Annotated in this window: 15 protein-coding genes and 1 riboswitch; of the genes, 1 reads left to right on the forward strand and 14 read right to left on the reverse strand. The window is 49.5% G+C overall.

Annotation, left to right across the window (positions count from 1 at the left end; all coding sequences use genetic code 11):
* Positions 1–80 precede the first annotated feature (80 nt).
* Positions 81–584, forward strand: a complete 504-nt coding sequence (locus tag ACZ48S_RS03085; protein WP_464213959.1) for a hypothetical protein — start codon at positions 81–83, stop codon at positions 582–584.
* Positions 585–659: 75 nt separating this feature from the next.
* Here the strand turns inward: ACZ48S_RS03085 and ACZ48S_RS03090 are convergent, their stop codons facing one another.
* From ACZ48S_RS03090 to ACZ48S_RS03155, 14 genes are all read right to left on the reverse strand, one after another.
* Positions 660–1,748 carry an ABC transporter ATP-binding protein gene (locus ACZ48S_RS03090; protein WP_464213961.1) on the reverse strand — a complete coding sequence of 363 codons (1,089 nt, stop codon included), beginning with the start codon at positions 1,746–1,748 and terminating at the stop codon, positions 660–662.
* Between the two features lie 3 nt (positions 1,749–1,751).
* A complete protein-coding gene (locus ACZ48S_RS03095; RefSeq protein WP_464213963.1) occupies positions 1,752–2,468 on the reverse strand; it encodes an ABC transporter permease in 717 nt (238 codons plus the stop codon).
* Positions 2,469–2,477: 9 nt separating this feature from the next.
* Positions 2,478–3,410: an ABC transporter substrate-binding protein gene (locus ACZ48S_RS03100; protein ID WP_464213965.1), complete on the reverse strand. Its 933-nt coding sequence runs from the start codon at positions 3,408–3,410 to the stop codon at positions 2,478–2,480.
* A 74-nt stretch (positions 3,411–3,484) separates the two neighbouring features.
* Positions 3,485–3,633, reverse strand: a riboswitch (molybdenum cofactor riboswitch).
* Between the two features lie 45 nt (positions 3,634–3,678).
* Positions 3,679–4,653 carry an electron transfer flavoprotein subunit alpha/FixB family protein gene (locus tag ACZ48S_RS03105; RefSeq protein WP_464213967.1) on the reverse strand — a complete coding sequence of 325 codons (975 nt, stop codon included), beginning with the start codon at positions 4,651–4,653 and terminating at the stop codon, positions 3,679–3,681.
* 10 nt (positions 4,654–4,663) lie between these two features.
* Positions 4,664–5,467 (reverse strand): electron transfer flavoprotein subunit beta/FixA family protein, encoded by an 804-nt coding sequence (locus tag ACZ48S_RS03110; protein ID WP_464213969.1) that lies wholly within the window; start codon positions 5,465–5,467, stop codon positions 4,664–4,666.
* A gap of 80 nt (positions 5,468–5,547) precedes the next feature.
* Entirely contained in the window at positions 5,548–6,369 is an 822-nt protein-coding gene (prmC, locus tag ACZ48S_RS03115; RefSeq protein ID WP_464213971.1) for a peptide chain release factor N(5)-glutamine methyltransferase, read from the reverse strand.
* Complete coding sequence (gene prfA, locus ACZ48S_RS03120; RefSeq protein WP_464213973.1) at positions 6,366–7,436, reverse strand: peptide chain release factor 1; 1,071 nt, start codon at positions 7,434–7,436, stop codon at positions 6,366–6,368. Before prfA ends, prmC begins: the two co-directional genes overlap by 4 nt.
* Positions 7,437–7,504: 68 nt before the next feature.
* Entirely contained in the window at positions 7,505–9,085 is a 1,581-nt protein-coding gene (locus ACZ48S_RS03125; RefSeq protein WP_464213975.1) for a DUF5305 family protein, read from the reverse strand.
* 72 nt (positions 9,086–9,157) lie between these two features.
* On the reverse strand, positions 9,158–10,327 hold the full coding sequence (locus ACZ48S_RS03130) for a signal peptidase I (protein WP_464213977.1): 1,170 nt from the start codon (positions 10,325–10,327) through the stop codon (positions 9,158–9,160).
* Positions 10,328–10,372: 45 nt separating this feature from the next.
* Entirely contained in the window at positions 10,373–10,978 is a 606-nt protein-coding gene (locus ACZ48S_RS03135; protein ID WP_464213979.1) for a hypothetical protein, read from the reverse strand.
* Between the two features lie 66 nt (positions 10,979–11,044).
* Positions 11,045–11,731 (reverse strand): hypothetical protein, encoded by a 687-nt coding sequence (locus ACZ48S_RS03140; RefSeq protein ID WP_464213981.1) that lies wholly within the window; start codon positions 11,729–11,731, stop codon positions 11,045–11,047.
* A gap of 23 nt (positions 11,732–11,754) precedes the next feature.
* Complete coding sequence (locus tag ACZ48S_RS03145) at positions 11,755–12,444, reverse strand: hypothetical protein (protein WP_464213983.1); 690 nt, start codon at positions 12,442–12,444, stop codon at positions 11,755–11,757.
* 265 nt (positions 12,445–12,709) lie between these two features.
* A complete protein-coding gene (locus ACZ48S_RS03150; RefSeq protein WP_464213985.1) occupies positions 12,710–13,351 on the reverse strand; it encodes a response regulator in 642 nt (213 codons plus the stop codon).
* A gap of 16 nt (positions 13,352–13,367) precedes the next feature.
* Positions 13,368–14,498, reverse strand: coding sequence for a sensor histidine kinase (locus tag ACZ48S_RS03155; RefSeq protein WP_464213987.1), 1,131 nt, complete (start codon positions 14,496–14,498; stop codon positions 13,368–13,370).
* Positions 14,499–14,572: the final 74 nt, after the last annotated feature.

Consider the following 14,572-nt stretch of genomic DNA (forward strand, 5'->3'; position numbering starts at 1 on the left):
CAACTGTTTCCCTATTGTTGGCTGCGCTGTAAGATTGACATCTTTTAGACCGCCGGTATAATGAGGTCGGCGGCAAGTAAATGCCCGTAAGATGCGCCGCGTCATCAATTTCAGTAAACAGAGGTTTGTTTATGGATGTCTGGTTTGAAGGATACAGAACGATAGAATGCAGTCTGAATAGAGTAAAGGCAGATATTAACAACATTGGTGACCATTATTTGGGGCTTACCAGTTTTCTGCCCAACTTGACCAGTGTTGAAATACTGGAACAGGGTAGTGATTTTGTGGTCATCAAAACCAATGAAGGCATTACCAAACGCGTTAATATCAATAAACGCGTCAAACCGGATATTGTGGTCGTGGAATATGATGAAGAAACCCAGACCGGCTCAATGCTTACGACCAAGGCTCACTTTACCGACAAGTTCACCAGACATGGCGCGACGGTTAATCATCGTACCCGGATTAGCCGATTCAAGGCACCGGGATTACTGGGTTTTATCTATCGGAAGCTTGGAAAAACGAAAACGGGGAACGCTTATTTATCCGCATACAAGACTTACCTGGAGACACGGATTAGCTGAAACCTCGGTATCTTTTTTCAAATAATCTACTGACCAACCCGAACCAGCTCAGGGTAAATTCCTACTTCCCACTAGTCAGACAGCACAGGCTCCACGGGCTGAATGGATGGCGGTGGCTTTCAGTTTGGCAAAAACCTGTTTGCCGATAGCCAGCTCCAATTCAGTGGCCGCTTGTCGGGTGACAAGAGCCATCAGCTTCAACCCACCGCAGTCCAGCTCCAGCCTTACCAGAGGGTTGACCAGGCTGAGACGAGTGATGGTCCCCGTGAAATGGTTACGGGCACTGGTTCTATCGTCACTGATTGATATCACGACATCTTCCGGTCGGATGAACAGGTCCACGATATCACCCGGCTGGAAGTTGCCTACCGCCTGAACCGGCAGCCCGGACACTGAGGCGGTAAATAAACCGTTATCAGCGGCGGTTATTTCCCCGTTCCATATGTTTTCCACGCCGATAAATTCCGCTACGGTGCGGCAGGAAGGAGCCATGAAGATATCATCGGCTTTGCCGAGCTGCAGCAATTCACCGGCCACCAGTACCCCAATGCGGTCAGATAATCTCTGTCCCTGCGCCAGGTCATGGGTGGTCATCACTACGGTCAGTCGGTGCTGTTTAATAATATCGGTAACTAAATTCTCCACTGCGGTGGTGGAATTGGGGTCTAGATTGGCGGTAGGTTCGTCCAGGAACAGCACCTCCGGTTCACTGGCCAACGCCCGGGCCAGCGCCACGCGCTGAGTTTCACCTCCGGATAATGTTTTAGCCTGGCGGGACGCATAATCCTGCAGATTGACCATGGCCAAAGAATCCATTACCCTGGATTTTATTTTGTCATTATTCAAGCCCCGCCACCGGAGCGGCTGAGCTACGTTTTCAAAAACACTTGAGGCGAATACCAGGGGATTCTGATGAACGAAAGACATGCGGCGGCGCAGGGCCAGCCGTTGTGAATGGGTTTCCGCCTTTTCTCCATTGATAATGATTTCACCTGCTGCCGGTGTCTCTAACAGGTCGAGCACCCTGATAAGGGTGCTTTTTCCGGCGCCGCTGGGTCCTATTATGCCCAGGGTTTCCCCGGAGTCAATCGTAATATTGATATTTTTCAGCACCGCGGTATGACCATAACCGTGGCTCAAATCGCGGGTTTCAATAATACTCATAAATTAATCTGTGGCTTTTATTTTAATCTTGGCTTCCCGTTGCTGCAGCCAGCCCAGTCCGAAGTTTATCAGCAGGGCTATGGCCAGCAGTATTATACCCAGGGCTATGGAAAGCTCGATGTCACCCCGGCCGGTTTCCAGAGATATGGCAGTGGTCAGTACCCTGGTATAACCGCTGATGTTGCCGCCGATCATCAAGGCCAGACCGACTTCAGATATCGCCCGGCCGAAACCCAATATGACAGCGGTAAAGATTGCAAAACGGGCTTCTTTTAGCATCAGCAAACCCATCTGAAGGCGGTCAGCGCCCAGGGCAACGGCAGTTTCCCTGGTCAGCCGGTCAATTCCGGAATGTGCGGAAATGACCAGCCCCAGCATCAGGGGGGTTACCAATAGTGCCTGACCGATAACCATAATGGTTGGTGTGAACAGCAGGCCCATTTCACCCAGTGGTCCTGCTCGTGAAAAAAACAGGAAAACCAGCAGGCCGACCAGAACTGTCGGAAGGCTGAAAAGGGTATTGATGAAGCTTATCAGGAAACGTTTGCCGGGGAAGGAATTGTGGAAAATGACCGCGCCGAGCGGCAAGGCAATGATGGCGGCGATGACACTGGCGGTCGCTGAAATACTCAGCGACCGCCAGGAAATCTCAATGACATCCGGATCGAGCGATATGATCAGCTCGATGGCTTTTTGCAGTCCTTGCCAGATTGCTTCCAATTAAATCCTTCAGCTCGTAGGTTCTTCACCGTAGGTAGGCGTAAACAACGGGTCTCCGTAATCCTTAACGCCGTACTGCCCAATGATATCCTGTATTTCATCGGTCATCAACCACTCAGCCAGAACCTGGGCTGCTTCCGCGTTTTTTACGCCCGGTACATTTTCAGGGTTGACTGGTATGGCAGAATATACATTCAGTAAAATAGCGCCACTGTCAACCAGGGCCGCAAGGCCGGTATCACCCTTGTAGGCCAGGAAAGTTCCCATGTCGGATACGGTGTAACCACCCAGTTCACTGGCCATCAGCAGAGTTGGTCCCATGCCGCGGCCGGCCTCAACATACCATTCACCTGAATTGGTGATATCAGTATAATCATAACCGGCAGCTGCCCAAATAGCTTTTTCCTTGGAGTGAGTTCCGGAGCTGTCACCACGGGAAATAAAGCTGACTGACTGTGTTTCTTCCAGTTTCTGGAAAGCTTCCTCCGGTGAAAGCCCGGCTATGCCGGCCGGGTCATCCGCCGGACCGACAATAACAAAGTAATTACTGGCAAAAGCATAGCGTTCAGTGCCGTAGCCGTCGGCAATAAACGTAAGTTCACGGGCCTTGTCGTGAACGGTGATTATATCGACATCACCTCGTTTGCCATACTCCAGGGCAATGCCGGTGCCGGCATACAGCACGTCCAGTTCAACCCCGAATTCATCTTCAAATTCAGGTTCCAGTAACGACCAGAGTCCGGTGTCATAAAGACTGGTGGTGGTGGCGACTCTCAGCCTGACGCTGGGGTCGAGAATGCTGAGCCCCTCATCGGTTGTGGTCGGGGGTGGGGTGTTAGTAGGGTCAGGGGTTGAGTTTTCGGTAGCGCATCCCGTTGTGGAAGCCGCAACCAGAATTATCGAGAATATAAAACCGGAGAGCTTAAACCATTTCTTTTTCATAAAAACCTCATTAATTATTACTTAGAGGCAATAAAAAACACCTCTCTTAGAGAGGTGTGCGGCCATACGAAGCTTCAGTCATGGTTTGCTCTCCTTTCCAAATCACGGGAGGCCCGGTCGTTTCCAACGGAACCCTCGGGGCGGGTATTATCCCGCCCGCCGGTTTTTTTGCCATGCCCTCTGAGAAGGGTTTAGGCTCCAAAACTCGGAGACATCTATTTGATTATCAACTATGCTAACACAAGGTACTAGTACCAGTCAAAAAGTTCTACTTCCCGGTTAATTCCCTTATTTTTTCCGTGAAAGCGGGCAACACCTTTTTCCAGTCACCGACGATGCCGTAGGTAGCGGATTTGAAGATGTTGGCTTCAGGGTCCTTGTTGATGGCGACAATAGTCTTAGCCCCGGAGATGCCCGAAAGATGCTGGGATGAACCGGAGATGCCTACGGCGATATAAAGGTCCGGAGCGATTATCTTGCCGGTAATGCCTATTTGTCCGCTGTCCGGCCACCAATCCTGGTCACAGGGCGGGCGGGAGGCACCGACGCTGGCGCCAAGAATGTCGGCCATCTGCTTCAGATGCTCAAATCCCTCCGGTCCGCCCATACCCCGGCCGCCGCCGATGACGATTTTGGAGTCCTCAATTTTAGAACCTGTTTCAGCAACAGCAACCCTTTCAATTATCCGGATGCCGGAAGGTGATTCGGGGCTGTCCATCTCTATTATTTCAGCGGTGCCCTCTCCGGGAGATGCCGGGTTAAATGCCTTGGGACGGATGCTGACTATCTCGGGTTCTGTCTCAATGGCAAAGTCAGCCAAAGCGTTACCGCCGTAGACGGGCCTGGTATAGATTGTCCGGGAGCCGTCTCGGCTGATATTAATAACATCGGTAATCGCGGCGGTCTGGAGCGCGGCCGCCAGCATGGGAGCGAGGTCTTTGCCCAGGTCGTTTTCCGCTACCAGGACAAAACGGGGGGTAAGGCTGCTGATGGCACGGGTGATATTTATAGCGGCAGCGTCAGCGGTTATGTTTCCAGTTTCAACAACAAAAACTTTCCCGGAGCCAAATTTACCGGCATCAGCTCCGGCGGCCGCGGCGCCGCTTCCAATAACGACAGAGCCTACTGTTTCGCCGGAATCCGGCGCTATTAGCCGCGCCGCCGCGAAAAGCTCAGCAGCGACCGGTGCCAGCTTGCCGTCCCTTGCTTCTGTTACTATTAAAATGCCTGTATTATCGCTCATGTTTATCCTCTTAAATCAATTTCAACTGCCGGAGTTTATCAGCCAGTTTGACACCCTGTTCTTCAGGAGTGTCACCGGTGATCATTTCACATTGGGTTTCCCGCTGCGGCTGATAGAGTCTCAAGAGTGTAACCGGCTGGCCGTCAGCGCCCGCTGAAATGTTATCGGCGCCTATGTCAGCGGCATTCCAGTAAAGCGGCTCCTTCTTTTTAGCCGCCAGCACGCCTTTGATATTGGGCAGCCGCAGCTTGCCCAATTCCCCGGAAATGGTGACTATGGCCGGAAGCGGTGCTTCGACAATTTCATAGCCTTCAGAGGTTATTCTTTCAACGCGCAATTTACCATCCGTGGCTTCCACTTTGCGGGCACGGCTGACGACCGGCAGATCCAGGGCACCTCCCAGTAAGATGCCGGTTTGTCCGGCATCCCAATCCGCTGCCTGGCGGCCAAGGAGGATAATATCAAAATGACCGGATTTATTGACAGCCAGGGATAATAACCGGGCGGTAGTGTTGCTATAAGTGTTGTCAAAGGACGGGTCTTCCAGCATGATAAGCTCATCGGCGCCTAAAGCCAGTGTTTTCTTAAGCAGCTCTTTATGCAAACCGCTGCCCATGCTGAGAACTTTCAGCCGGCTGCCGGGGCAGGCGTCTTTCAACCGCAGACCGGCTTCCAGGGCGTGTTCGGAGTAGGGGTCCATTACCGGAGCTAAGCCAGCCGGCGGGACTACTTTTTTAGCTTGGGCGTCAATTTTAAAGCTGGCCGGTGGAATTTCAGGGTCGGGGATTTGTTTAACCAGGACTAGAATGTCCAAAACTGCCTCCATGGTAATTATTGAACGAATGGTCAATGATGTTCTTAATTTATCATCGCAACCGGCGGCGGGTCAAATTATTAGACCCGGGTAACAGCGAGACGCTCCAGCGGAATGAGGTCTTTTATAATATCGGTATAGCTGCCGGGCAGATGCCGATTGATTATGTTTTGTATCTCAACCGCCTGACCGGTGCCGAATTCCAGCAGCATCCAGTCCGGCTGGCGTTCCTGTTCAGCTACCTGACGCACCAATGCGCGAATGATATCCAGCCCGTCCTGACCGCCGTCAAGAGCCGTCTGCGGCTCAAAGAGATTCCCGTGAGCCTCTTTTGAAGGAACGTAAGGCAGATTGGCGCAGATGATATCAAAATGCTTGTCCCTAATACTCAACATCAAGTCACTCTTGATAAATTCAATATTAGCGCAACCTAGACTGGCAGCGTTGTGTTCCGCCAGGACCAGCGCTTCGGTGGAAACGTCAACCGCAGAAACGGCTGCGTGGGGCAAGTTTTTGGCCAGGGCAACTGCCACGGCACCCGAACCGCAGCCGATGTCGGCAATTAACGGATTGGGATAAGCGCCGGCAATGCCAAGCGCTTTTTCTACCATTATTTCAGTTTCCGGCCGGGGGATGAGCGCCGATGAATTGACCTCAAAGTCCAGCCCGTAAAACTCCATGTGTCCGGTCAGGTACTGTAGCGGTTCTCCGGCGTGAAGCCTTTCTAGAAGAACAAAATATTCAGCAGCAGAGCTGTCCGGGACTGGCTGGTCCAAGCGGGAGTATAATCCGGCGCGAGTTAGACCGGTAACATGTCGCAGTAAGATTTCAGCTTCCAGGGTAGCAGTGGGTCCGGAAGGCAGGCTTTTTGCACCCTGTTTCAGCAATTCGCCGAGGTTCATAAGCCAGCGGATTGCAGCAGCCGGGCTTGCTCGTCGGTAGCCAGGGCATCAATGATATCGTCCAGGTAGCCCTCAAGTATTTTAGGCAGATTATGGACTGAAAGGCCAATGCGGTGATCGGTCAGCCGGTCCTGGGGGAAATTGTAAGTGCGGATTTTTTCTGACCGTTCGGCAGTGCCTACCTGCGCCCGGCGGGCGTCGATTATTTCGCTGTCCTGCTTTTCCTGCTCCATGGCCATCAGGCGGGCTTTGAGTACCGACATGGCTTTCTGGCGGTTTTTCAGCTGGGAGCGTTCTTCCTGGCAGGCTACAACCAAGCCGGAAGGCAGGTGGGTCATGCGTACCGCGGTAGCAACTTTGTTGACGTTCTGACCTCCGGCGCCGCCGGAGTGATAAATGTCTATGCGCAGGTCTTCCGGCTTGACGTCAATTTCCACGTCTTCCACCACCGGCAGGACAGCAACAGTGGCGGTGGAAGTGTGGATGCGGCCCGCGGCTTCGGTTACCGGCACCCGCTGTACCCGGTGAACGCCGCTTTCATATTTCAGCCGGCTGTAGACATCCTCACCGTCAATCTCGAAAACCGCTTCCTTGAAAGTACCTCCGGATGATTCGGTAAGGTCAATAACATCGACTCTCCAGCCTTTCATCTCGGCGTATTTGGTGTACATGCGGAAAAGATCACCGGCAAATAGCTTGGCTTCGTCGCCGCCGGTGCCGGCGCGGATTTCCATAATGATGTTGCGCTCCGCATTTGGGTCCCGGGGCAGCAAGGCTAGCTTGATATCCTGGTGGAGTGTCTCCTGCTGTTTCTGGAGCTGGTGGTATTCTTCCCGCGCCATCTCCAGCATTTCTTCATCGGTTTCGCTCTCCAGCATGTGCTCAGTATCAGCTAAGGACTGGGTAACAGTCTTGTATTTACGATAAAGGTTAATCAGGTCCTCCATGGAGGACCGTTCCTTAGCCAGCTTGGTTAACAGGCTGATGTCCGAGGCTACGGACGGGTCAGCGATAGATTCTTCTATTTCCTGATAGCGCTTTTCTATATCTTCAAGTTTATCCAGCATAAGTGTTTATTATAGCACGGGGAGCGGGGGTTCTCATCCGAGGTATGGGGGCAATGTGCTGCGTACAATCAGGCGCAGAGAGCCTGGTATTCATAACGGGTAAAATTATCCAGGACCTGGTAGTAGTGACAGCCATGTTCATGACGATACAATATTGTTTTTCCGGTTTCACCAGCGATATTGACCAGGTCGTCGAGTGAATTAACGCTGACAATAATATCATCTTCACGAACCGCAGGCAGGCTGGCTACTTTGATGATCAGACCCTTATATTTTCGCAGCGATTCATGGGCTTGTTTATCCGGCGCGGCAAGGCCCGGTGGTCTGTATTTTAGATAGAAGAAAAGAAGAGGGGCGGCGAATACAAGCAAACCAATACCGAACCACAGGAACATGGATCGGGCGGCGGATACGGTCAAGGATGTCCAATTGGCGATAAAGTAATTGTCACTAATCTCGGTTGTTTGAATAGTTCCGTTTTTGATCGTCTGCAGAGTGTCTCCCCAGTTAAGAACTCCGCCGCTTACCGGGGCTTTCATGGCAGAGGTAAATATTTCATTTATATTGCCGTATTTGGTGTTTCCAGTGACTGATGTTTCAGCGATAACATATAAAAAATAGTTTTCGGCACTGGTTCCGGTTTCAGAGCGGATATCCTCAAGTAACTGCAATAAATCTGCCAATTTAAGTTCAAAGGAGACATTGAAGTCATCGCTTACCGGCTTCAAGGGAAGTAATGTTACGTTTTTGGTCCATATATTGGGGTTTTCTACCTGGGCGTAGACTTTGACGGTACTGTTAATATCTGTGATCGGTTCGGTTGTTTCTAATGAGTAGCTGAAATTTAAATCCATACGGTCAACCAGCCTGGTGAAAAGAGTATCCTGGGAACCGATGGTCCTCTGTGTCGGCGGGGGTGGCGGCGTATACAGCGGTGGAGGCTGGAGAGTGCTGGTATCAAACAGGGAATTGGGTACCAGGTTAACCGCGTAATCAAAAATACCTGAATTCACCTCATCCTTTTTGGCACGTTCGTTGCTTATCTCAATAAAGGATTTGGTCAGGACCAGCGGCAGGGATTGTGAAAATACGACCTCATCATCAGTTTCCAACTCAACCAATAGTGTCACCCTGCGGTCATTGGTGGTTACTTTTATCTGTTTATCAATGGTGTCAAAAACTGACTGAATATACTGGGGGGTAAGCTCAAACTCAATATCAAATTCGCGGCTGCCGAGTTGTCCTAGGTTCATTTCCGTTACCGGTATTACTTTTTGCCAAAGGTCTTCGTGTTCCAGTACCGCGGTTACGGTGGCCTTTGTAGGCAGATGGGACAAGGTAGAGGTGTAAAAGGAATAGGTAAAATCAATTGTTGATACTATACTCATGAAATAAACCGGGTCAGCTGGTGGCTCCGGGTCTGTTGCCGGCTCCGGACCAAGCAAATATGAAGGATTGAGGTAGGCAGTATAGTCAAAAGTGCCGGTATGCTGATAGGCAACCAGGTCAACAGTATCTTCCTGTTCCAAAGGCATCATCCGGGCAACGGTGTATCCAACCAGGCTGATAATAACCAGTATTAGCAATGTTACCGATACAGCCTTATTGAGTCGGCTTCCTAATAGTTTTTTCAGACTAACAATGTCCATAATATTCACTGATTATCAGCATAAACTACGGTATGTCTAATTACAATACCCCAATTTTAGTTTCCAGAAAAATCAAAGCCCGAACCAACTTCGGACATAGATGGCTATCCAACCGATTTTAGGAATGGTGAAGGCGGCTTTACCTTTTACCTGCTCAGCAACTACCGGAGCTGAATCAACCGCGTCATTCGCGTCACCCTTGGTAACAAAAACGGGTCCGTTTGGTGATTCCTCAATGGAGACCACCCGGTGCATTACCGCAATTTTACCCTCCTGAAAGCGGATAACATCCCCCTCTATTATTCTTGAGGCTTTGGTATCGGCGATGATGACCAAATCACCTACATTGTATTCCGGAGACATGCTGCCGCTGATAATTAGTGATGGCCTGACCGGGAAGATACCGACGGAGAACCAGATGATAACCACTGCGGTTATGGTGACCGCTACCCAGCCAAGGGGGAAGGAATTGCTGTCGGAATAACGGCTTTTTGTTCTGCGGCCGGATAAGTTATTGACATAATTCTGCACCAGAATAAAGCCGGTAATAGGGATGGCTGTATTGATCAACCCTTTTATGGCCCAGGGCAAATCAGGGAGAATGGGAGAGAACCACCAGAAGGCCTGGAGAATTCCCATATAGGTAAATGAAGCCCGGGCACCACCGTAATAAGCCAGCACCGTAGCCAGCAGACTCTGAGCCAGGGCGGGGATCAAGTCCGCGTTAACAGTGCGAATGGATTCAGTGGTAAAGCCCAAACCGGTTATTTTCGACAGCGGTATGGTCAAAAAAGCGAATAATAAACCGACAAATAAAATACCGGCAGTCTGGTGTTTGGCAGCAAAGCGACGAACAAGCCAGGCACGGGAAATTTCCTTGCTTAATAATATAGACACAACCAGGATGAAATTGAAAAAGATGCTCCTGGCATCAAAATTATATGGGCTGTCACCGAAACCAGTGAATAGCCCACCGACAAGCTGAAGGGATAAATGAAACAATCCGAGCAGCAAAGCCATGACCAATATAGGGGTTTCTATGCGGAATTTGCCATTGTTGATATTCTGCCGCGGCAATAAAAGAAGTACAAAAAGGAATAGAAGAACCCATAATAAAGGCTGAATAACATAATTAGTTGTAAAACTGCCGAAAACCGTGTCCGGGAAGAAGTTGACGAAGGCGTATATGCCGAGCAGCAATACCAGCAGCAAAGAGGTAATAAAACGAAAGTTGGAAATCATGAATTAAATCTAATACTGGTAACTAGAGTTGTCAATAGGGTAAATTTATACCAATAAGACGTTCAAAGCCTCGCACAGGTTTTTCATTATGGTGTACTGTGCCTTGGTTGGTGAAGTACCAAACTTAATTTCAATGGCATTGAGTATCTGCTGCAGATTAGGTGGTGGTGAAGTGGGCAGCGGTGTCAGCCCAAGGTAATTGCCGGAATCATAGTTAAATATGTTGTGGGTAGTGGTCAGGAACAACCGACCGGATACGGCGTTGAGCCTCAAGGCCATATATTGCCGCAGGAATTGCTTTTCAGCAATAGGTCCCTCTCCGTCATCAAATACTTTTTCCACATCAGCCCAGTCAACCAAACCGTAATGCACGGCTACATCAGGCACCAGCCACTGTGAAGCGGCATCCACGCTGGCGCAGAAATCCAGGAGCTGCTGTGGGGTATATTTGCCGGTCTTCTGAGCGGTTTTCCAAAAACCCGGGCTGCCTTCCTGCTCAGTGCTCCAACCGCCGGTAGTTACAGTCCCGTTAACCCATATCTCATCGGTCCAGGCGGCAGCGCCGATGGTCATGGAACCAAGCCCAACAACCAGTGCCAGACCCAGGACGGCTATTTTATTGGTGAGGTGGTTATTTCTTCTGGTTTTCATTTCTCTCCGCCTTCCGACCGGGTGATGAATTCATCACCCGGTCGATTGACGTTTCAGCATCTGCCTTTACTCAATAGCTGGGGTTGGCAATGGGTATTCATTCCATTGAACACCGACGATGGTTATGGTGAAAGTAAAAGTGCTGCTTTGCGGGCAGGGCTGCAGGGTGTGGAACCAGATACTATGTTCGGTTCCTCGTTCACCTGGTTCAATTTGCTGTCCGAATGATTGTTCATTCCACCAGACTTCAAAATCAGCATGGCCATCCTGGTTGAAATCAAAATCTGCTTTGGCATCGGTAGTAATCCATTGGCCGTTGATTACCAGATGGTCAATTTTCAACGGGATCGTACCGCAGTTCATGGGATAGAATGATAACTCATTGAAGTTGCAGGGATATACATTGTGAAAGGTTACCTGCAATGTTTCATTATCACCATCATCATCCAGATCTACGCTCATGCACTCACCCCAAGCGACATTTTTGTCGAGATTCCAAAAATAGTCGTTGACTTCCGGGTTATATACGAATCCGGGCAGACTTGTGAAGTCCGGGTCATCGGTAGGGAAATCACCTCCAGGATTAACTGGAGCATCATCATCCAACAGATTACATCCAGTGAATTGCCAGCAAAGCTCTCCAGTAGCTACGGTGCCGCCGACGTAAAGCTCGTCTGTCCAGGCGGCATAGCCGACACCCAGTCCGCCGAGGGTCAGGATGCTGATAAGGCATATTATACCTAACTTTTTCATAGTATCCCTCCTAGACAAGATAGTCAGCTAACGCTGTCGTGAGTATAGAGTTCACCAGTGAATTCGTTCCACTGGATTACCTGGATGCCGCCGGTGAAGGAACCGGTGAGATTCATATAGTTATTATCCTGCGGGATGTGGATGTGAAGCTCAAGATAAACCAAGTCACCATCATGCATCTGCAATCCTAGGTCAACCGGTGCTCCAGTTGCGTCTCTAGCTTCGAGCCAGATACCCCCGGCATCAGGGTTGGTGGAATCATATCCCTGGTTCCATAGGTCTACCAACCAAGCATCATCTGAACCTATCCAAGCAAAGTTGATTTTGGCGGGTATACTGCCATCATATCGTAGTACCATATCAACGTAGAAATCCTGGCAGGGGAATAGGTTGTCGAAAGTGAATATTACACCGTCCCCATCTTCATATTGCGGGTTTAAAACCGCAGTAGCAGTGGATACTAACAGCCCTGGGTCAGGTATTGCAGGTTGTCCATCGGCGGGTACGCCGTCAACGGTATGAATATATACTAGATCATCCGTAATCAGGTCCTTCCATACTTCAGTCCCTGATAATTCAACAATGTTTATATCCACGTCTCCCGTATTAACTGTTCCCTCAATATAAATCTCATCCGTCCAGGCGGCATAGCCGACACCCAGGGCGCCAAGAGCCATGACCAGCGTAATCAGAAGAAGTCCAATCTTTTTCATTTTCTTTCTCCTCCTTTTATTTTCCAAAGCCTCCAGCCGCTTTTGGGCGACCGATCGACCAAGGCCGGGGTTGATAGTATTTTTCAACCTAAATACATACTAGGCAGTACTAAAGTAAGGCACAAGTCGTTTGAATGGTGATTTTTTCTTAATCATTTTGATGACATTTGTAAGCAAAATGATTAAGCTCAATGGCTACAAGTGGGGATTAGGCAGGTGCTTGAACGGAAAACAGAGGGTTATAATTGGTGAAGATATTTATTAATTAAGAGTTGTTGCAGCTGATATTATGCCGGGTGGCATAAGCAACCGCTTCGGCACGGTTGCGCAGATGGAGCTTTTCCAGCAAGCGCCTGAGATAGGTACGGACAGTACTCTCACTGATGAACAGCTGGGTGGAAATTTCATTATTGGTGTAGCCTTCTCCAACAAATCTCAGCACTTCAATCTCCCGATTGCTTAGATTCAACTCATCGCCGTTGCTATGTTTCATTCGGAACTCGGTAACCAGGTTGCCTACCATATTGGGGGATAAAATGACTTCACCGTTGTATACCTTGCGTACGGAATCGACTACTTCCTTGATACTGACTTCTTTTAATAAATAACCCTGGGCTCCATACCTCAAGGCTTTGAGCAGGTCATCTTCCCGGTCAGATATGGTAAGTACCAGCACTCTTGTGGCCGGTAACTTATCAACCAGGTTGGCCAGGGCGGTAAGTCCGCCGCCACGGGGCATGATGATATCCAGTAAAATGACATCCGGCTCAAGTTTAAGCGCCAGACGCACCGCTTCCTCGCCGTCACACGCTTCACCGACTATATCCATGTCTGGTTCGGCTTTGAGAACATTAGCTAAACCGTTGCGCACAATGGCGTGGTCATCAGCAATTAATATCCTGATCATGTTACCTCCAAGCGCTTCAGTTATTGGCCGGGATACAGACCTGTACCTCTGTTCCCATACCGGGCATACTTATAACACGCAAATGTCCGCCGACAGACTCAGCTCTTTCCTGCATTACCGTTAATCCGTGAGAACTGTTAGCGTTCTTGAATTGGTAAAAAGCTATGGCATCAAAGCCGCATCCATCATCATTGATACTGACATTAAGATGGTTATTTTCCGGAGCGATGGTAACTTTGACATTCCTGGCGTCGGCGTGTTTGCGAACATTTGCTAAGGCTTCCTGGCAGATACGCAGTAGTTCAATTTCCGCCGTGGTAGAGAGTTTATGAGCGCTGGGTATGACAGAAAGCTGAAATAAAATACCGGTATTTTGTCTTAAATGCTGTAGATACTGCCTGAGATTGGTGAGGAATTCGCCATTTCCGGTGTATTCACGCAGCAGTTCCAATGATTCCCGGGCATCATAACGGGCTTCTTCGGTAAGCCGGAGCAGCTCTTTCACCTCATCAAGCTCGATACCCATTGTCTTCAACCTGTTTTCCAGCAGCTGGCACTGCCAGCAAAGGCCGGACAGGGTTTGCGCGACGCCGTCGTGAAGTTCCCGTGAAAGCCGCTGTCGTTCAGTCATTATGAATTGACTCTGCATTTGATGGCGAAGATTGGAATTAACCAAATATGGCAAGACGGCAATAAGGCAGGCGGAAATAAAATACACCAGGAGAAAAGAAGAATCCACAAGGCTGAAGTGACGCGAATACCAGGGGTTCATCAGGTGAGAAGAGGTAATGATTATCATTGAAATAACCGCGGTAGCGGCGGTCGGCCTGGCGCTTAAAAACAAGGAAGCTGAAAGAAGCGGGGTTAGAGAAAACAGGACAAAAGGACTAGCCATTCCACCGGTCAGGAATAGAAGCATGGCGGAGAATGCCAGGTCAACTGCCAGCAGAGAGCTACTACTCCAACCACGGTAAAACCACCCAGTAGGGTGTAATGATTTGAAAAGGCTGTATAAGGCAGCAATCAGCAGTAAGGGGAAGCTGCCAGGCAAATCATCAGAAATAGGGAAGGAATCCAGTTGCACGGCAGCTACCACCAAGGTTAAAAGGCGGAAAGCGCCAAGCAGATACCTGCCACTGATTTTCATATATTTGCCTGTATTATTGATATTCTTACTGAATATAAGAGGATAAATAAGGAAAAATTAGTAAAAATATCTAC

This window comes from Dehalogenimonas sp. NIT-SK1, assembly GCF_055384165.1.

Excerpts from the sequence above, each read along its gene's own strand:
- ACZ48S_RS03085 (WP_464213959.1), top strand. The coding sequence starts at position 81 with ATGCCCGTAAGATGCGCCGCGTCATCAATTTCAGTAAACAGAGGTTTG.
- ACZ48S_RS03090 (WP_464213961.1), bottom strand. The coding sequence starts at position 1,748 with ATGAGTATTATTGAAACCCGCGATTTGAGCCACGGTTATGGTCATACC.
- ACZ48S_RS03100 (WP_464213965.1), bottom strand. The coding sequence starts at position 3,410 with ATGAAAAAGAAATGGTTTAAGCTCTCCGGTTTTATATTCTCGATAATT.
- ACZ48S_RS03105 (WP_464213967.1), bottom strand. The coding sequence starts at position 4,653 with ATGAGCGATAATACAGGCATTTTAATAGTAACAGAAGCAAGGGACGGC.
- prmC (WP_464213971.1), bottom strand. The coding sequence starts at position 6,369 with ATGAACCTCGGCGAATTGCTGAAACAGGGTGCAAAAAGCCTGCCTTCC.
- prfA (WP_464213973.1), bottom strand. The coding sequence starts at position 7,436 with ATGCTGGATAAACTTGAAGATATAGAAAAGCGCTATCAGGAAATAGAA.
- ACZ48S_RS03125 (WP_464213975.1), bottom strand. The coding sequence starts at position 9,085 with ATGGACATTGTTAGTCTGAAAAAACTATTAGGAAGCCGACTCAATAAG.
- ACZ48S_RS03130 (WP_464213977.1), bottom strand. The coding sequence starts at position 10,327 with ATGATTTCCAACTTTCGTTTTATTACCTCTTTGCTGCTGGTATTGCTG.
- ACZ48S_RS03135 (WP_464213979.1), bottom strand. The coding sequence starts at position 10,978 with ATGAAAACCAGAAGAAATAACCACCTCACCAATAAAATAGCCGTCCTG.
- ACZ48S_RS03140 (WP_464213981.1), bottom strand. The coding sequence starts at position 11,731 with ATGAAAAAGTTAGGTATAATATGCCTTATCAGCATCCTGACCCTCGGC.
- ACZ48S_RS03145 (WP_464213983.1), bottom strand. The coding sequence starts at position 12,444 with ATGAAAAAGATTGGACTTCTTCTGATTACGCTGGTCATGGCTCTTGGC.
- ACZ48S_RS03150 (WP_464213985.1), bottom strand. The coding sequence starts at position 13,351 with ATGATCAGGATATTAATTGCTGATGACCACGCCATTGTGCGCAACGGT.
- ACZ48S_RS03155 (WP_464213987.1), bottom strand. The coding sequence starts at position 14,498 with ATGAAAATCAGTGGCAGGTATCTGCTTGGCGCTTTCCGCCTTTTAACC.